The sequence below is a fragment of the Cupriavidus sp. R6-3 genome (genome assembly GCF_059772245.1).
Genome location: NZ_JCBAJO010000095.1, coordinates 1 through 17,020 on the forward strand (window position 1 = coordinate 1; position 17,020 = coordinate 17,020).

Annotated in this window: 13 protein-coding genes and 2 pseudogenes; 7 read left to right on the forward strand and 8 right to left on the reverse strand. The window is 68.4% G+C overall.

Features of this window, described 5'->3' with window-relative positions; translation table 11 throughout:
* The coding region (locus AC6EI8_RS15340; protein WP_498382307.1) for a WcaI family glycosyltransferase at positions 1 to 967 on the reverse strand (967 nt) is incomplete at its 3' end.
* Positions 968 to 986: 19 nt separating this feature from the next.
* Complete coding sequence (locus AC6EI8_RS15345; protein ID WP_149318564.1) at positions 987 to 1,988, reverse strand: GDP-L-fucose synthase family protein; 1,002 nt, start codon at positions 1,986 to 1,988, stop codon at positions 987 to 989.
* 311 nt (positions 1,989 to 2,299) lie between these two features.
* Here AC6EI8_RS15345 and AC6EI8_RS15350 point away from each other — a divergent pair, with 311 nt between their 5' ends.
* The 3 genes from AC6EI8_RS15350 to AC6EI8_RS15360 are packed head-to-tail and all read left to right on the forward strand — an operon-like array spanning position 2,300 to position 5,042.
* Positions 2,300 to 3,571, forward strand: coding sequence for a hypothetical protein (locus AC6EI8_RS15350; protein WP_149318563.1), 1,272 nt, complete (start codon positions 2,300 to 2,302; stop codon positions 3,569 to 3,571).
* Entirely contained in the window at positions 3,568 to 4,371 is an 804-nt protein-coding gene (locus tag AC6EI8_RS15355) for a glycosyltransferase family 2 protein (RefSeq protein WP_150084717.1), read from the forward strand. The genes AC6EI8_RS15350 and AC6EI8_RS15355 overlap by 4 nt, the downstream gene beginning before the upstream one ends.
* On the forward strand, positions 4,368 to 5,042 hold the full coding sequence (locus AC6EI8_RS15360; RefSeq protein WP_006577967.1) for an acyltransferase: 675 nt from the start codon (positions 4,368 to 4,370) through the stop codon (positions 5,040 to 5,042). Before AC6EI8_RS15355 ends, AC6EI8_RS15360 begins: the two co-directional genes overlap by 4 nt.
* 189 nt (positions 5,043 to 5,231) lie before the next feature.
* Here the strand turns inward: AC6EI8_RS15360 and AC6EI8_RS15365 are convergent, their stop codons facing one another.
* The 5 genes from AC6EI8_RS15365 to AC6EI8_RS15385 all read right to left on the reverse strand — a co-directional run bounded on the left by AC6EI8_RS15365 (position 5,232) and on the right by AC6EI8_RS15385 (position 11,327).
* The gene (locus AC6EI8_RS15365) at positions 5,232 to 6,536 is read right to left on the reverse strand and encodes a lipopolysaccharide biosynthesis protein (protein ID WP_226106904.1); all 1,305 of its coding nucleotides are present in this window, start codon (positions 6,534 to 6,536) and stop codon (positions 5,232 to 5,234) included.
* 107 nt (positions 6,537 to 6,643) lie between these two features.
* A complete protein-coding gene (gmd, locus tag AC6EI8_RS15370) occupies positions 6,644 to 7,870 on the reverse strand; it encodes a GDP-mannose 4,6-dehydratase (protein WP_226106902.1) in 1,227 nt (408 codons plus the stop codon).
* On the reverse strand, positions 7,857 to 9,281 hold the full coding sequence (locus AC6EI8_RS15375) for a mannose-1-phosphate guanylyltransferase/mannose-6-phosphate isomerase (protein WP_226106900.1): 1,425 nt from the start codon (positions 9,279 to 9,281) through the stop codon (positions 7,857 to 7,859). Before AC6EI8_RS15375 ends, gmd begins: the two co-directional genes overlap by 14 nt.
* 239 nt (positions 9,282 to 9,520) lie before the next feature.
* Entirely contained in the window at positions 9,521 to 9,850 is a 330-nt protein-coding gene (locus AC6EI8_RS15380; RefSeq protein ID WP_150084720.1) for a YXWGXW repeat-containing protein, read from the reverse strand.
* Between the two features lie 619 nt (positions 9,851 to 10,469).
* Positions 10,470 to 11,327 (reverse strand): MurR/RpiR family transcriptional regulator, encoded by an 858-nt coding sequence (locus AC6EI8_RS15385; RefSeq protein WP_226106898.1) that lies wholly within the window; start codon positions 11,325 to 11,327, stop codon positions 10,470 to 10,472.
* 222 nt (positions 11,328 to 11,549) lie between these two features.
* Between AC6EI8_RS15385 and AC6EI8_RS15390 the strand changes: the two genes are divergently transcribed.
* From AC6EI8_RS15390 to AC6EI8_RS15405, 4 genes and pseudogenes are all read left to right on the forward strand, one after another.
* On the forward strand, positions 11,550 to 13,517 hold the full coding sequence (locus AC6EI8_RS15390) for a bifunctional 5-dehydro-2-deoxygluconokinase/5-dehydro-2-deoxyphosphogluconate aldolase (protein WP_226106896.1): 1,968 nt from the start codon (positions 11,550 to 11,552) through the stop codon (positions 13,515 to 13,517).
* Positions 13,514 to 14,344 carry a 5-deoxy-glucuronate isomerase gene (gene iolB, locus AC6EI8_RS15395; RefSeq protein WP_226106894.1) on the forward strand — a complete coding sequence of 277 codons (831 nt, stop codon included), beginning with the start codon at positions 13,514 to 13,516 and terminating at the stop codon, positions 14,342 to 14,344. The genes AC6EI8_RS15390 and iolB overlap by 4 nt, the downstream gene beginning before the upstream one ends.
* A 140-nt stretch (positions 14,345 to 14,484) precedes the next feature.
* Positions 14,485 to 15,482: pseudogene (locus tag AC6EI8_RS15400) on the forward strand (Bug family tripartite tricarboxylate transporter substrate binding protein).
* A 72-nt stretch (positions 15,483 to 15,554) separates the two neighbouring features.
* Complete coding sequence (locus AC6EI8_RS15405) at positions 15,555 to 16,535, forward strand: tripartite tricarboxylate transporter substrate binding protein (RefSeq protein ID WP_498382308.1); 981 nt, start codon at positions 15,555 to 15,557, stop codon at positions 16,533 to 16,535.
* Positions 16,536 to 16,742: 207 nt separating this feature from the next.
* On the opposite strand, the pseudogene AC6EI8_RS15410 reads toward AC6EI8_RS15405, so the two are convergent.
* Positions 16,743 to 17,020 (reverse strand): annotated as a pseudogene (locus AC6EI8_RS15410) (MFS transporter); the annotation flags it as partial.

Here is a 17,020-nt window from a genome sequence, read left to right on the forward strand (position 1 = left end):
GCATGCCCGCCAGCTTCGACGGCAGCACCAGGTCGGCGGCATCGGCGCGCTGCGGCAGCAGATGCAGATCGGCGGCGGCCAGCAGCGCGGGAAAGCGCGAGGCCGGCTGCAGCGGCAGGAAACGGACCTGCGGCAGCCCGGCGCACGCCTGCTCGAGCGCGGCACGGCCCGCGCCGTCTCCGCACAGCACGAACCAGATGTCTGGCCGGTCGCGCAACTGGCGCGCGGCCTCGGCCAACACTTCCAGCCCCTGCTTGTTGCCCATGTTGCCGGAGTACAGCGCCACCGTGGCATCGGGCGCAATGCCCAGCCGACGCCGATAGAGACTGCCGCGGCCGGGCTGGATCGCGCGCAGGTCGACCCAGTTCGGAATCAGTTGCGTGCGTGCGGCCGGCGCGCCCTTGTCGCGCGCCAGCCGCAGCATTGCCTCGGAGATCGTCGATACGCGGTCGAAACCGGCCATCGCATGGCGCTCCAGCCCATAGGCGAGCCTGCGCAGCAACGGCTGCTTCAGCAGTCCGAGCGCGAAGGCGGCATCGACCTCGTAGTCCTGCACATGCAGCCAGGTCTTCGCACCGGTCCAGCGGCCGAGCAGCAGCGCGGCGGGGCTGCACAGCAGCGGCGGCTCGACCACCATCACCACGTCCGGACGCCAGCGCCATTGCGCCAGCAGGCAAGGCAGGCTGCTCAGCGCGAAGCTGGCCAGATGCAGCACGCGCTTGAGGCCAGACGGCCGGCGCGGCACCCAGATCGGCGCGCGCCATACCTGCACGCCGTCGTGTTGCTCGCGCCGGTATTGCCAGGCGCGGTAGCCGGCGCCGACACGCCAGGCCGGATAGTAGGGCGGGGCCGTGACGACGCGCACCTGGTGGCCGCGCGCGGCGAACCAGCGAGCCTGTTCGCCTGTGTACTTGCCGATGCCGGTCAGCTCGGGAGCGTAATTGAGGCAGTACAGCAGGATCTTCATCGGCGGGACCTGCGCGGGCTCAGCGCAGCGCGACCAGCCGCGGCTGGCGCCGCGGCGGGCTCTCCAGGCGGCCGCTTTGCAGCGCGTCGCGATAGGCCAGCCGCAGTCCGTCGACCAGCGACACGGTCGGCTTCCAGCCGGTCGCCTCGATCCGGCGCGAGTTCAGCCGCTTGCGCGGCGTGCCGTCGGGTTTGCTGGTGTCGAAGCGGATCGCGCCGCGAAAGCCCACGGTGTCGGCAATCAGCTCGGCCAGCACGCGGATGCTGACCTCGTCGGGGCTGCCCACATTGAAGAAACCCGGCGCGCCGGCGTGGTTGCGATATTCCTGCTGCGGCAGCGCCATCAGGTGCACGCAGGCCTGGCCGAGATCGTCGGCGTAGAGGAATTCGCGCAGCGGCGTGCCGGTGCCCCACACCACCACCTCGCTGGCGCCGCTCTGCTTGGCCTCGTGGAAGCGCCGCAGCAGGCCGGGTATCACGTGGCTGTTCTCCGGGTGGTAGTTGTCGCCGGGGCCGTACAGATTGGTGGGCATCGCGCAGCGGAAGTCGGTGCCGTATTGCCGGTTGTAGCTCTCGCACAGCTTGATGCCGGCGATCTTGGCGATGGCATACGGCGCGTTGGTCGGCTCCAGCGCGCCGGTGAGCAGCGCCGCCTCGTCGATCGGCTGCGTGGCGAAGGCCGGATAGATGCAGCTCGAACCGAGGAACAGCAGCCGCTTGACGCCCGAGCGCCACGATTCATGAACGACGTTGGCCGCGATCAGCAGGTTCTGCTGGATGAACTCGGCCGGATAGGTGTTGTTGGCATGGATGCCGCCGACACGTGCGGCGGCCAGGTAGACCTGATCGATGCGCTGCTCGGCGAAGAAGGCGCGTACCCTGGCCTGGTCGCACAGGTCCAGTTCGGCATGCGTGCGGGTGATCACGGTGATGTCGGGACGCGCGCCGAGCGCGCGCACGATGGCGCCGCCGACCATGCCGCGATGGCCGGCAACGAAGATGCGTTGTGGAGGCTGATTCATGGCTGTGACACTGACTGTGGATCGGCGAATTGGGCCACCGGCGTGGCGATCGGGCGAGGATCGGGAACGCCGGTCTGCACCCGGAAGGGCGTGCACTGGACGGACTCTAGCGCGCGATCCCGCTCCCGACTGTGGGCTTGCGCACATTGGCGCGGGGCGGCTCGAACCGGTGTGCGCCATCGAACGGAAAACATGCTTACCCCCCGGCATCGTGCGGCCATGCGGGTCCGTGGGCTCGCGGGTCCGGATGTCCGGTTCCGCCCTGGTCCCGCACGGCATACCCGCTCACCGACTCAGAAGGCGGTCAGACCATGCAAACCACCTCGACCCTGCCGATCGGCGCCCGCACCAGCCACGCCGCCCTGCTGCTGTACCTCGGGCTCGGCGCACTGTGTGCGATCAAGCTCAATGTGATCGGCGAAGTGTACGTCGGCGAATTCATCGCGGCGGCATACGGCCTGGCGATGCTGTCGACGCTGCGGATCGAGCGCGGCTATGCCACCTTCCTCGGCCTGACATTGATGTGGGCGTTCGCCCAGGCGCTGTCGGACCTGTCCAACAGCACGCCGCTGACCAGTTCGATCAAAGGCGTGCTGGCGCCGGGCGTGTTCTTCCTGACGGTGTTCGCGATCGGCACGCACTTCAGCCAGGGCAGTCCGAAGCGGATCTGGTATTTTCTGATCGGCGCCGCGCTCAGCGAGATCTTCAACGTGAGCCGGGCCCCGACCGAGGAGATGCTGTACAACCCCTGGAAGTGGGGTTATGCGACGCCGGTGCTGATGCTGCTGCTGTGCTATCTGGCGCTGGCACGCGCCGGCGCGCTGCGCATCGCGCTGTGCATCCTGGCCTATTGCGCCGTGTCCGCGGCGTTCGACTTCCGCAGCGCGGCGGGGCTGCCGCTGCTGGCGCTGGTGATCTACCTGCTGCGCCGTAGCGCCGTGGTTGCGTGGGTGCGCAGCCTGACCAATGCGCGCGGCGGCATTCCCTTGCTGTTCGGCGTACTGGTGCTGGTGATCGCGGCGCTCAACGCGCTGTTCTCGATGGTCTTCGCGCATGCCGGCGAGTTCGGCTTCCTCACCCCCGAAGCCGCGCACAAATACACCGTGCAGGCCACCAGCGAGCTCGGCATCCTGTTCGGCGGCCGCTCGGAGATCCTGATCTCGATGCGCGCCTTCCTCGATGCGCCGCTGCTCGGCCATGGCTCGTGGGCGATCGACCGCAACGGCTACCAGGACGCCTACAGCGTGATGGTCTACCAGATGGGGGCCGCGCTCGACGACAAGATCGTCGTCACCGACGACACGCTGATTCCCGCCCACTCCTTCCTGATGGGCGCGCTGATCTGGAGCGGCCTCGTCGGCGGCCTCTACTGGATCTGCATGTTGGCCCGCACGCTGTGGTTGTTCGTGCGCAATATTCCCACGCTGCCGATCTTCTTCTATGTCGGCACCGCGCAGTTCGTCTGGGACGTGTTCTTCTCGCCGTTCTCGGCGGACCACCGCTGGGAGTCCGCGCTGTTCCTCGGCATGCTGTTCGCCTGGCACCATGCCTCCCGCAATCGCCAGCTGCGGAGCGTGCAATGAAATTCAGCGTGGTGACGGTCTCGTTCAACCAGGCGCGGTATCTGGAGCAGGCGATCCGTTCGGTCACGGGCCAGCGCGGTTGCGAGATCGAATACATCGTGGTCGATCCGGGCTCGACCGATGGCAGCCGCGACATCATCGCGCGCCATGCCAGGTCGATCGACCATTGCATCCTCGAGCCCGACAACGGCCCCGCCGACGGCCTGAACAAGGGCTTCGCGGCGGCGACGGGGGAGATCTTCTGCTACCTGAACTCCGACGACCTGTTCCTGCCGGAGGCGTTCGCCAAGGTGGCCGCCTACTTCCGCCGCTATCCGTCGTCCGACGTGATCTGCGGCAACGGCTACGTGATCGACGGCGAGGGCGCACTGGTCCGGCGCGTCTACTCCGACCGCTTCGGCCTGCGGCGCGCCGCCTATGGCGCCAGCATTGCGATCCAGCCGTCGACCTTCTTTCGCGCCGAGACCTATCGCGCGGTCGGCGGCTTCAATGTCGAGAACCGCTCGAACTGGGACGGCGAACTGGTGGTCGACATGGCGCTGGCCGGAGCCACCTTCCGCAATGTGCCCGACTTTCTCAGCTGCTACCGCGTCTACGCCGAGTCGATCACCGGCTCGGCGCGGATGGCCGAGGCGCACCGGCAGTTCGAGCAGCGCATGTTCCGCAAGATTCTGGGGCGCGATCGCCGCCGCTACGACGATCTGGCGTCGGCCTGGTTCCGCGTGACCAAGCATCTGGCCAATCCGCGCGCCGCCTATGAGCGCGTGGTACGCGGCCCCGTGTTCGGGAGGCAGTCATGATCCGGAAAGTGCTGGCGGCCGTCTCGATCGGCCTGCCGTGGCCGCTGCGGCGGCGGCTGCTGAACCGCTTCTGCGGCGCGCGCATCGATCCGAGCGCGCGCATCGGCTGGTCGCTGGTGCTGTGCGACGAGCTCGAGATGGGGCCGCACTCGCACATCGCCCACCTGACGCTGGTCAAGGGCATCCGCCGGCTGAGCCTGGGCGAGCATGCCATTCTCGGCAGCCTGAACTGGGTGTCGGGATTCCCGCAGGGGCTGACCGATTCGCCGCATTTTCGCGATGCCGCCGACCGCGACCCGGCACTGGTGATCGGCCGGCATGCCGCGATCACCTCCCGCCATATCCTCGATTGCACCGACACCATCACGGTCGGTGCGTATTCGACGGTGGCGGGCTATCGCAGCCAGATCCTGACGCACAGCGTGTCGATCCGCGAATCGCGCCAGCGCTGCGCGCCAGTGACGATCGGCGCCTACTGCTTCGTCGGCACCGGCTCGATCCTGCTGCCCGGCGCGGCACTGCCCGACTACAGCGTGCTGGCCGCCGGCGCGGTGCTGAACCGCAGCATGGCGGCGCCACACATGCTGTACGGCGGCTGCCCGGCGAAGGCGGTGCAGGAACTGCCCGAGGACCTGGCTTATTTCCGGCGCGAGGAAGGGTATATCGTCTGACGGTGCGCACGGCGCCCGATGTCAGATGCGTCGTCCCCGCGCCCGCGGGGGACCCGGCGGCTCGCGAAGACGCCCATCTCCGCATCCGCCGCGCATCCGCCGCCTGCATCCGCTGCCTGCATCCGCCGCAATGACAGCCAACGAGGGGATGATCCGTTCAGGGCTTGACCGGTTCAGAGCTTGACCGGTTCAGGGCTTGGCCAGCACCCCGGCCAATCCGTGCCGAGCGAAACCGTGTATCAGCGGCAGCAGCGCCAGCAGGATCAGCAGCTCGGTGGCAAGCACGCCGAACGACACCGCCGCCTGGCCCAGCAGCTTGCCGCCCGCCACCGCGATCAGCAGACCGGCGGCGTTTGCCGCCAGATACACCAGCGACAGCCGTGCGTGGTTGTTGGTCGAGGTCACCATCACCGATGCCGTATGCCACAGCGAATTGACCACCGCGGCCGCCAGCAGCCAGCTGTAGTCGGGATGGATCGGCGCGATCTTGCCATGCGTCCACAGCTGGCAGATCCATTCACCGGCGATATACAGGAACACGCCGCAGGCACCGGCCAATCCCACCGAGGCGCTGAGCGCATGACGGAACAGGGCGCGCAGCGCGCGCGCGTTGCGCTGGCCATAGAGCCGGCCGATCTCGGGAGACAGCGACTGGCTGATCAGCTGGCCCAGCTGGTAGGGGATGCGCGAGAGCGTGCGCATCGCGCTGAAGTAGGCGACGAAGGCGGGACCGAAGACAAAGCCCGCGCACAGCACCATGCCCTGCATATTGAGGGCGTTGCCGATCGGGAAGGCATTGAGCGCCAGCGCGGGCAGCAGCATCTCGCGCAGTTCGGCTCGCGAAAACGCCGATACGCCGGCGCGCGCCCATGCGGCCAGGCGCACCATCCGCACATACGTCACCACCACCAGCAGTACCCGCACAATAGCCAGCAGCGTCAGCAGCAGCAGGAAGCCGCCATCGAACAGCAGCACGCCGGCGGCGAGCGCGACGAATTCGAGCAGCCGGAACAGGTTCAACCACATGATGGCCTCGGCGTAGCGCCCCACGCTGTAGAACACGCCGTGCGACAGCAGTGCAAACATGTAGCCGACCACGTAGATCGCGATCATCAGCATCGCCAGCACCGCCGCGCCGCCGGCCAGGCCGGTCCATCCCTCGATCGCGTCGCCGAAGGCGGCGCCGGCCAGCATCGCCATCCCGCCCAGCACGGCGCCGATCGACAGCAGCAGCACCAGCGTCGACTGGTAGCACACCACGGCGGCGCGCTGGTTGCCCGCCGCGATGCTCATGTTGATGCGATTGACCGCCACGCCGGTGAAGCCCAGGTCGGCGAGCCCCAGATAGACCGGTACCGCAATGACCATCAACCAGGTGCCGTAGCGCTCGGGCCCCCAGGCCGCCAGGAACAGCGGCACGCTGAGCAGCTGGGTCAGGATGGTGACCACCTGCCCAAGGGCGTTGGCGCCGATGCCGCGCAATATCCGCTCCACGCTTTCCTCTTTCTTTGCGCGGCCCGGGCCCGCCGCAGCAGGCCCGGGCCGCCATCCATGCGCCGGCGCTTGCGCGCCGCCGCACTGACGCGTTTGCCATCAGCCCATCATTCGTGGTGATCGTAGGCGCGGAAGCCTGCCAGCTTGCACAGGGCATCGCGCCGCGCCGCCGCGTAGTCGGCGCCGATCATCTCGCGTACCAGTTCATCGAAGGTGGTGGTCGGCGACCATCCCAGCCGCTCGCGCGCCCGCGTGGGATCGCCCAGCAGCGTGTCGACCTCGGTGGGGCGGAAGTAGCGTGGATCGACCCGCACGATCACGTCGCCGACCTTGCGTCCGGGCGCCAGCTGGTGGCGGCTGTTGTCGATCGCGTCGATCACGCCGATCTCGTCAACCCCGCTGCCTTCGAAACGTACCGTGATGCCCAGTTCGGCGGCGGCCCGCTGCACGAATTCGCGCACGCTGTGCTGCTCGCCGGTGGCGATCACGAAGTCCTCCGCCTGTGCCTGCTGCAGCATCATCCATTGCATCTGCACGTAGTCGCGCGCATGGCCCCAGTCCCGCAGCGAGGACAGGTTGCCCAGGTGCAGCGTGTCCTGCAGGCCGAGCGCGATCCGCGCGATGGCGCGCGTGATCTTGCGCGTCACGAAGGTCTCGCCGCGCAACGGGCTCTCGTGGTTGAACAGGATGCCGTTGCAGGCGTACATGCCATACGCCTCGCGGTAGTTCACCGTGATCCAGTACGCGTAGAGCTTGGCGGCCGCATACGGGCTGCGCGGATAGAACGGCGTGGTTTCCTTCTGCGGAATCTCCTGCACCAGGCCGTACAGCTCCGAGGTCGACGCCTGGTAGAAGCGCGTGGTCTTTTCCAGGCCGAGGATGCGGATGGCTTCGAGCAGCCGCAGCGTACCGAGCGCATCGGTGTTCGCGGTGTATTCCGGCTCCTCGAACGACACCTGCACGTGGCTTTGCGCCGCCAGGTTGTAGATCTCGTCGGGCTGCGATTGCTGCACCACGCGCACCATGCTGGCGGTATCGGTCATGTCGCCGTGGTGCAGGAACAGGCGGCGGTCGGGGGCCTGCGGGTCCTGGTACAGATGGTCGATCCGCTCGGTATTGAACAGCGAGCTGCGGCGCTTGATGCCATGGACCTCGTAGCCCTTGGCCAGCAGCAGCTCGCACAGATAGGCGCCGTCCTGGCCGGTGATGCCGGTGATCAGCGCACGCTTGCGGCGTGCCCCGCTGCCGGCCGACGCCTCGTCGTGCTGCCGCGGCTGGAGTTCGAGATCGCCGGCCGCGAGCGGGCCGAGCGGTTGCAGGTCAAGTGCGCCCATAAATGTCTGCCATCCTGATGATGTCGTCTTCGCCAAGGTACGAGCCGGACTGGATCTCGATCAACTCGAGCGGGATCCGGCCGGGATTTTCTAGACTGTGGGTTTCGCCGATCGGGATATAGGTGGACTGATCCTCGGTCAGCAGGAATTCGACGTCGCCGCGGCGCACGCGCGCGGTGCCCGACACCACCACCCAGTGCTCGGCGCGGTGGTGATGCTTCTGCAGCGACAGCTTGGCGCCGGGTTTGACGCTGATGCGCTTGACCTGATAGCGCTGGCCGTGGTCGACGCTGTCGTACGAGCCCCACGGCCGGTAGACCTGTCGATGCTGCGTGGCCTCGGGGCGTCCCTGCGCGCGCAGCGCTTCGACCAGCTGCTTGACGTCCTGCGCATGGTCCTTGTGGACGACCAGCACGACGTCGGGCGTCTCCACCACGATCACGCTGTCGAGCCCGGCCACCGCCACCATCCGATGCGAGGCGTGGACCAGGCAATCGCGCGCGCCGTGCGTGACCACGTTGCCGACCGCCGCGTTGTTGCCTTCGGTCTTCTCGGCCGCCTTCCACACCGCGTCCCACGAGCCGATATCGCTCCAGTCGGCCGCGAGCGGCGCCATGCGCCCGTCGCGCAGATGCTCCATCACCGCATAGTCGATCGAATCGGACGGGCACGCGCCGAAGGCATCGGCATCGAGCCGGCAGAAGTCCAGATCGGATTTGCCGCGCGCCACCGCCTGTTCGGCGGCACGCAGGATGTCGGGGGCGAACTGCCGCAGCGCATCGAGATAGACCGAGGCGCGGAACAGGAACATGCCGCTGTTCCAGAAGCAATTGCCTTCGCCGAGGAAGTCGGTGGCCTGCTCCAGCGAAGGCTTCTCGACGAATCGCTTGACCGTCATCAGCGCGCCATCGTTGGTCGGCACCGCCTTGATATAGCCGTAGCCGGTGGCCGGGAAGGTCGGCACCACGCCCAGCGTGGCAACAGCGCCCGCCGCGGCGGCCACGCTGGCGGCGGTGACCGAGCGCGCGAACGCCGCGTGGTCGCGGACCAGATGGTCCGACGGCAGCACCAGCAGGATCGGATCGTCGCCGCCCGCCTGAGCCTTGATCGCGGCGACCGCGGCCGCCGGCGCGGTGTTGCGCGCATGCGGCTCGAGCAGGATCGCCGCCGGTTCGCAGCCGATCTCGCGCGCCTGTTCGGCGACGACGAAGCGGTGCGCTTCATTGCTGACGAGGATCGGCGCGCCGACGCCGTCGATACCGCGCACGCGCAGCAACGTGTCCTGCAGCAAGGTATGGTCGCCAAGCAGACGCAGGAACTGCTTCGGATGGCCGTCGCGCGACAGCGGCCATAACCTCGAGCCGGTGCCGCCGCACAGCACCACCGGTACGATTCGATTCTCGCTTGCCATGACACCTCCAACCGGCCGCTGCGCGCGCCGATGCGATTGGGTGAAACCGTCAGGGCAAGTGTATCGACCGCTGTCCCGCAGCAATGTTTGTTAGGCAACAGAGATCGACGGTCACCGTCTCGCGCCGCAGGTGGCGCAGCGATGACAAAAAGGGCCGGCGCAATGGCCGGCCCTGCGGGGCTCAAACAAAGAGAGTGGATGGGGGCGCTTCTCTCGTTCCAGCGAGACAGCGGGCGGGTTTATCGCACCCAGTGTCCCGGCCGCATCACCCAGCCGTGCGGCCCGCGCACCCAGCGCTCGGGCACATAGCGGTAGCCGGGGCGGGCGCGTTCCCAATGGCCCGGTTGCCATACATAGCGCGGACCGGCGGCACGCCAGTAGCCCGGCACCCAAACCTGTCCCCGGCGTGCGGCCCGTGGCGCTTCGTAGCGCGGCGGTGGCGGCGCGTCACGGCGATAGCCATGGTCGCGATCGTAGCGATGGCCGTCATGCGCCTGGGCCGGCGACACGAGGCCGAAGGCCGAGCCGGCGGCGAGGGTGGCGAGCGCGAGAATCAGAGGGCGGGTCATGAGGTACTCCTGGTCCGGGTAACAAGCTGGGCGTTGCGGTGATGCACTGCGATGCGGTTCGGGGCCGTTGGCGCGGCCGCAATTCCATCAATAGCGGTGATGGCGATGGTGATGCCCGTGCCCATGTCCATGCGGCACGACGATGCAGGCGGACAGCATGGCGGCGGTGGCGGACAGCAGCACGAGGATGGAGAGGGTTCGTTTCATCTGTGGGCTCCTTGGCGGGGCGCGTTGAACATGGCTGCAATGTAGCGGTGCCCCCGCTGCGGCGGCCGTTGCACTTGTAAGGCACTCTCACAGCGCCATCGCGTCGCCGCGGCCGCGTCGAGCGACGGCGTCGATTGGCGTATCTCCTTGCGCGGCAAGGCTTTTTCGCCAGGATGAACGCGTGTGGAATCGCCGCGCCGCGTTGCGCGTGCGTAATGTGGCGTTACATCGGAAATGAATGCGGGCAGGGCGGCATGCCGATCGGCACGCCGAGCCTGCGAATTGGCCAGCGAATCGGCGAGCAAATCGGCCAGCGAACAGGTCAGCGAACAGGCCAGGGAACAGCCAGTAAGTCGGCCGTTGAATCGGCCAGGGAATCAGCCAATCAGCCGGGGAACCCGCCGTGGGCGCGTCAGTGCGCCGTGCTGGTGTACTCGATCTCGAGCCGGTAGGCGACCGCGAGGAACAGCGATTGCGCCAGGCACAGCGTGCTGGTCAGCGAGCGGAAGCCGAAGGTCGCGCCGTCCTGGACCTGCAGCAGCACGCTGGCGTGTTCGGCCAGCGGGCCGAGCGCGCTGTCGCTCAGTGCGACGATGCGCGCGCCCTGCGCGGCGGCGGTCCGGACGCACGCCAGCGTTTCCTCGGCATAGGGCGCGAACGAGACCGCGATCATCACGTCGCCCGGCTGGATGGCGCGCAGCTGGCCCTGCTGCATATGCCCAAGGCCATTGAGCCACTGGATCGGCTTGCTGGTGTGCTGCAGCGCGTAGGCGAGGTAGGCGCCCACCGGGAAAGCCCGTCGCGATGCCACCAGCCAGATCGACGGCGCCTCGACCAGCATCTCGACGGCCTGGCCGAAGCGTTCGCCGTCGACCTCGCGCTGCAGGGCCTCGAGGCTGTCGAGGCTGCCCGCGATGACCTCGTGCGCGATGTCCGCCGGCGCCAGCGGACCGCCCTTGCTGCCGATCAGCGCGCGCAGCCGGTCGCGATAGTCCCGATTGGGCGCCAGCTGCCGGGCCGCCGCGGCGCGGAACAGCGCCTGCATCTGCGAATACCCCGACAGTCCGAAATGCTTGGCGAAGCGGACCATGGCCGAAGGCTGCACGCCGCAATGGCGGGCCGACTCGTTGACGCCGTCGAGCACCAGCTGCTCGCGATGGCTCTCGACGTACTGCGCGATCGCCTTGAGCTGCCTGCTCAGTTGTGGGAAGCCGGCGCGCACGGCGGCCAGGAATTGATCGGCGTCTGCGTAGGGAAGGGATTCGCTCATCGGTGTTCGGTGCCGCCGCGCTGCCTCTCCGGCGGCAGCATCGTGCAGGCCGCATGTGGAGAGACAGGCATTGAATTGGAATTTATTTTCTCACACAACAAAAAACAGAACAAATTTTCTATTCTCGCGCTATCATCGCTTCCATCGCTGGCGCAGCCGCTCGGTCCCGATCCACGGCAGCGACCAAGACAAGACAAGACAGCAGACAGAGACAGCACCTCCATGCGCACCCTCCCATTTCCCGATCAGCGCGATTTCGATGTGGCCTGCCTTGGCCGGCTGGCGGTCGATCTCTATGCGCAGCAGATCGGCTGCAGCCTCGAGGCGGCCAGCACCTTCGCCAAATACCTGGGCGGCTCGTCGGCCAATATCGCCTTCGGCACCGCGCGGCTCGGCTTGCGCTCGGCGATGATTTCGCGCGTCGGCAACGAGCAGAACGGGCGCTTCCTGCTCGACACGCTGCGCCGCGAGGGCTGCGACGTCAGCCGGGTGCAGATCGACGCCGCGCGGCTGACCGGCATGGTACTCCTGGGCATCAAGGACCAGGACACCTTCCCGCTGCTGTTCGCGCGGGAGAACTGCGCCGACATGGCGCTGGATGCCGAGGCCATCGACGCCGCCTTTCTGGCCCGCTGCCGCAGCCTGGTCATCACCGGCACGCATCTGAGCACGCCCGGCGTGCTGGCCGCCTCGCGGCGCGCCCTCGAGATCGCCGGGCGCCACGGCGTGGTGCGCGTGCTGGACATCGACTACCGCCCGGTGCTGTGGGGCCTGACCGGCAAGGGCGACGGCGAGACGCGCTATATCGGCAATGCCGAGGTCAGCCGCCACCTGCAGGCGCAGCTCGGCGCGTTCGAACTGATCATCGGCACCGAGGAGGAATGGCTGATCGCCGGCGGCGTCGAAGGCGACCTGATGGCCAGCCTGCGCCAGGTGCGCGCCTGCACGCAGGCCACCCTGGTGGTCAAGCGCGGACCGCTCGGCTGCACGATCGTCACCGGCGAGATTCCGCCGACGCTGGACGATGCGCTGACGGTGCTGGGCGAGCGGGTCGAGGTGCTCAACGTGCTCGGCGCCGGCGATGCCTTCGCCTCGGGCCTGCTCGCCGGCCTGCTGTGCGGCAAGGACTGGCGCGAATCCGCTGCCATCGCCAATGCGTGCGGCGCCATCGTGGTGTCGCGGCACGGCTGCGCGCCGGCGATGCCTACGCCCGCCGAGCTGGCGCACTGGTTCTCCGGCCATCGGCATCCGCGGCCGGACCGCGATCCGACGCTGGCCCATCTGCATCGCGTGTCGGCGCCGCGCCAACCGTGGCCCGAGCTGTACGTGCTGGCCTACGACCATCGCTCGCAATTCGAGGAGCTGGCGCGCGCGGCAGGCGCCAACGTGGCCGAGATCCCGCGGCTCAAGCGGCTGATCAACGAAGTGGTGGCCGAGGTCGAATGCGATCCGGGCTGCGGCGGCAAGATCGGCGTGCTGATCGACGGCCGGCTGGGCGAATCGGCGCTGCATCAGGCCACCGGTCGGGGCTGGTGGGTGGGCCGCCCGATCGAGCTGCCCGGTTCGCGGCCGTTGCGCTTCGACGGCACGCGCTCGCTCGCTTCCGAGCTGGCGCACTGGCCGCGCGAGCAGGTCGTCAAGTGCCTGGTGTTCTATCACCCGGACGATCCGGCCGCGCTGCGCGCGGAGCAGGACGACTACCTGCAGGCCGTATGGGAAGCGACCCGCCACAGCGGCCACGAGCTGCTGCTCGAGGTCATTCCGCCCAAGGACACGCTGGCACCGGATGACCGGGGCGAAGCGGTGGTCCGCGCGATCCGCCACTTCTACGACATCGGCCTGAAGCCGGAATGGTGGAAGGTCGGCGCGATGTCGGCAGCGCAATGGCAGGCGCTGGACCGGCTCGTGCAGGAGCGCGACCCCTGGTGCCGCGGGGCGGTGATTCTTGGCCTGAACCAGCCGCTCGAGCAACTGCTCGATGGCTTCGCGCAAGCCAGCTCGCCGCTGGTCAAGGGCTTCATGATCGGCCGCTCGGTATGGGCCGAGGCGAGTCTTGCGTGGCTGCGCCGCGAACTGGACGACGACGCCTTCCAGGCAAGGGTCGCCGCCAACTTCCGCCGGCTCATTGCAGGCTGGCGCAGCACCCGGCCCGCGCCCACGGGCGACAGCACCACACGGGAGGCAGCATGAATCCGAGGTCGATGCGCAACACCGGCAGCCTGCTGGTCAAGGCCCAGCCGGGCCGCCATATCGTCGACATCACGCCGCAGTCGGCCGGCTGGCGCTATATCGGCTTTCGTGCAATCCGGCTCGACGCCGGCGAGGCCGAAGCGTTGTCCACCGGCGCGCGCGAGCTGTGCATCACGGTGTTGTCGGGGCAGCTCGACGTGGTGGTCGGCACGCAGCGGTTCAGCGCGCTGGGCAGCCGCCGGTCGGTCTTCGAAGAACAGTCCCCGTATGCCGTCTATGTGCCGCCGGGCCGCGACGTGCAAGTCATCGCGCGCGATGCGGCGGAGATCGCGTTCAGTACCGCACCGGCCGAGGGCCGCCTGCCATGCCGCGTGATCGAGCCCGCGCAGATGCGGCGCAGCGTCCGCGGTCAAGGCGCCAACACCCGCCATGTCTGCGACATCCTGCCCGAGACCGAGGCCGCCGAATCGCTGCTGGTGGTCGAGGTGATCACGCCCGGGGGGCATTCGTCCAGCTATCCGCCGCACAAGCACGACAGCGCCGACGCGAGCGACCCGCTGGCCGAAACCGCGTTGGAGGAGGTCTATTACCACCAGCTCAATCCCTCGCAGGGCTTCGCCTTCCAGCGCGTCTATACCGACGACCGCAGTCTCGACGAGGCGATGGCGGTCGAGCATCGCGATGCGGTGCTCGTGCCGCGCGGCTATCACCCGTGCACGGCGCCGTACGGCTACGACCTCTATTACCTGAACACGATGGCCGGGCCGGAACGGCGCTGGGCCTTCCGCAACGACCCCGCGCATGAGTGGCTGATGGCGCCGCGCTGAAGCGCCGCGCCAGTGCCGCTCGAGTGCCGCCCGACACTGCTCAAACGCCGAACCCGCTTGATCCCCGCCGCAGGGCGGACACCCGCATCGCCATACGACAAGGGAACACCGCAGTTCCCGCCAAGACAGGAGACGACACCATGAAGACCCGCATCCCACGCGGCATTGCCCGCGCGTTCGCCACGCTCGCCACGACACTGGCCACGACGCTTGCCTGCGTTGCCACGGCCGGCGCGCAGACCTTTCCCAGCCAGCCCGTCAAATGGATCGTGCCGGCGGCACTACCGACGTGATTGCGCGCAATCTGGCGCAGCGCATGGGCCAAGACCTCGGCCAGCCGGTGGTGGTCGAGAACCGGCCCGGCGCGGCCAGCATCATCGGTGCCACCGCCATCGCGCGATCGGCGCCCGACGGCTACACGGTCGGCACCGCGGACTCGGGCACGCTGGCGTTCAACCCGGCAATGTATTCGAGCCTGACCTATGACGCGGGCAAGGACTTCACCTTCATCGGTGGACTGGGCCGGATGCCGCTGGTGCTGGCCGTGCATCCGTCCTTTCCGGCGCGCGACCTGAAGGAGTTCGTCGCGCTGGTGCGCAAGTCGCCCGGGCGCATTTCGTCGGCGTCGTCGGGGCCCGGCTCGCCGCTGCATGTCGCGCTGGAACTGTTCAAGCAGCGCACGCGCACCGACATCCTGCACGTGCCCTACAAGGGCTCGTCGCCGGCGCTGCAGGACCTGATGGCGGGCCAGGTGCAGACCATGTTCGTCGACCTGCCGCCGAGCCTGTCGATGATCCGCGCCGGCAAGATCCGCGTGCTGGCCGTGGCCACGCCCCAGCGACTGCCGATCCTGCCCGACGTGCCGACCATGGCCGAATCCGGCCTGCCCGAACTCGCGGGCTTCGAGGCCTATGCATGGCAGGGCTTTGTCGGCCCGGCCAAGCTGCCGCAGCCGGTCGTCGCGCGGCTCAACCAGGAACTGGTCGCCGCGCTGCGCCATCCGGGCACGCGCGCCAAGCTCGAGGAGCTTGGCATCCAGCCGATGCCGATGTCCGCCGCGGAGTTCGGCGATTTCACGCGCAGCGAGCAGAAGCTGTGGTCCGGCGTGATCAAGGCCGCCGGCATCCGGCTCGATTGAGCGCGGCCTGCGCCGGTTCTCTCCTCGCTCCTGCTCTCGCTCCAGTCTTTACCGTACCCCGGAGTTTTCGTCATGAATGAACCGCTTCATCAACGCCGCGCCGTGCTGCGCGCGCTCGCTGCGATGTCTGCCACCGCGGCCTGCCCGGCGCTGGCCCAGGGCGGCGCCTACCCGTCGCGCCCGATCGAACTGATCGTGCCGTTCGCGGCGGGCGGCGGCACCGATGTGCTTGCGCGCGCCTTCGCCGAGGCCGCGCGCAAGCATCTGCCGCAGAACCTGGTGATCCTGAACAAGTCGGGCGCCAGCGGCGCGGTGGGCTGGGCTGATCTGGTCAGCGCCAAGCCCGACGGCTATCGGCTGGCGGTGATCACGGTCGAGCTGACGATGATCCCGCATCTGGGTCTGGCCAAATTCACCGCCGACGACATGACGCCAGTCGCGCGCCTGAACGCGGACCCGGCCACCATCGCGGTGCGCGCCGATTCGCCCTTCACGACCATCGAGGCGTTCCTGGCGGCCGCCCGCAAGCAGCCCGATTCGATACGCGTGGGCAATGCCGGCCCCGGCTCGCTCGGCCATCTGTCCGCCGCCGCGCTGGAGGACAAGGCCGGCGTGCGCTTGAACCATGTGCCGTTCCGCGGCGCGAATCCGGCGGTGCTCGATCTGCTCGGCGGACATATCGAAGCGGTGGCGGTGACGCCGGTCGAAGTGGCGACCTATGTGGCCGCCGGCAAGATCCGCCCGCTCGCGGTGATGTCCGAGCAGCGGATCAAGGCCGGCTGGGAGAATATCCCCACACTGAAGGAGCGCAACGTCGATCTGGTCATTCACGGCTGGCGCGGCATCGCGGCGCCCAAGGGCACGCCACCGGACGTGGTCGCCCGCCTGGGCAGCGCCATCGCCAAGACCATGCAGGACCCCGCACTGCGCGAGACGATGGCCAAGCAGAACATGGGCGAAGGCTATCTGGACGAAGCCGCCTTCAAGCGCGTGATCGCCCGCGACAACGCTACCTTCAAGGCGCTGATCGAAAAGCTGGGGATCAAGACCTGATTGGAAGTCCGGGCCGGCCTACGCAGAAACGGGTACGGTCGGCTTCGGCAGCGCGGCTGCGGTACGCAGAAACGGGTACGCATCGTCGTGCAGTGTGCCCCGTTGCAGCGGCCATGCGGGCGAACTCGTAGCGTCGGAAAGAGATGAAGGAGAGCCGATGTGGCCGAAGGCGAAGACCGAAGCCTTCGCCTTCGCAGGCAGCAGCCATCAGGCCCGGCTCGGCATCGCCAGCAGATACCGGCGCGGATCGAAGCGGGTGGTGGCCAGCATCACCAGCACGACGGCGGCGAGGTGGTACCACCAGGCGGCGGCGAAGCTGCCGGTGGCGTCGTGCAACACCGCCGCCAGCCACGGCGCGCAGCCGGCCAGCAGGAAGCCGCCGCCCTGCATCAGCGCGCCGAGCGCGGCGGCGTCTTCGGGGCGGGGCAGGTGGTCCAGCGCGACCACCAGGTAGAGGGAGAAGCAGCCGCCGAGGCCGGCGCCGC

Excerpts from the sequence above, each read along its gene's own strand:
- AC6EI8_RS15345 (WP_149318564.1), bottom strand. The coding sequence starts at position 1,988 with ATGAATCAGCCTCCACAACGCATCTTCGTTGCCGGCCATCGCGGCATG.
- AC6EI8_RS15350 (WP_149318563.1), top strand. The coding sequence starts at position 2,300 with ATGCAAACCACCTCGACCCTGCCGATCGGCGCCCGCACCAGCCACGCC.
- AC6EI8_RS15355 (WP_150084717.1), top strand. The coding sequence starts at position 3,568 with ATGAAATTCAGCGTGGTGACGGTCTCGTTCAACCAGGCGCGGTATCTG.
- AC6EI8_RS15360 (WP_006577967.1), top strand. The coding sequence starts at position 4,368 with ATGATCCGGAAAGTGCTGGCGGCCGTCTCGATCGGCCTGCCGTGGCCG.
- gmd (WP_226106902.1), bottom strand. The coding sequence starts at position 7,870 with ATGGGCGCACTTGACCTGCAACCGCTCGGCCCGCTCGCGGCCGGCGAT.
- AC6EI8_RS15375 (WP_226106900.1), bottom strand. The coding sequence starts at position 9,281 with ATGGCAAGCGAGAATCGAATCGTACCGGTGGTGCTGTGCGGCGGCACC.
- AC6EI8_RS15380 (WP_150084720.1), bottom strand. The coding sequence starts at position 9,850 with ATGACCCGCCCTCTGATTCTCGCGCTCGCCACCCTCGCCGCCGGCTCG.
- AC6EI8_RS15385 (WP_226106898.1), bottom strand. The coding sequence starts at position 11,327 with ATGAGCGAATCCCTTCCCTACGCAGACGCCGATCAATTCCTGGCCGCC.
- AC6EI8_RS15390 (WP_226106896.1), top strand. The coding sequence starts at position 11,550 with ATGCGCACCCTCCCATTTCCCGATCAGCGCGATTTCGATGTGGCCTGC.
- iolB (WP_226106894.1), top strand. The coding sequence starts at position 13,514 with ATGAATCCGAGGTCGATGCGCAACACCGGCAGCCTGCTGGTCAAGGCC.
- AC6EI8_RS15405 (WP_498382308.1), top strand. The coding sequence starts at position 15,555 with ATGAATGAACCGCTTCATCAACGCCGCGCCGTGCTGCGCGCGCTCGCT.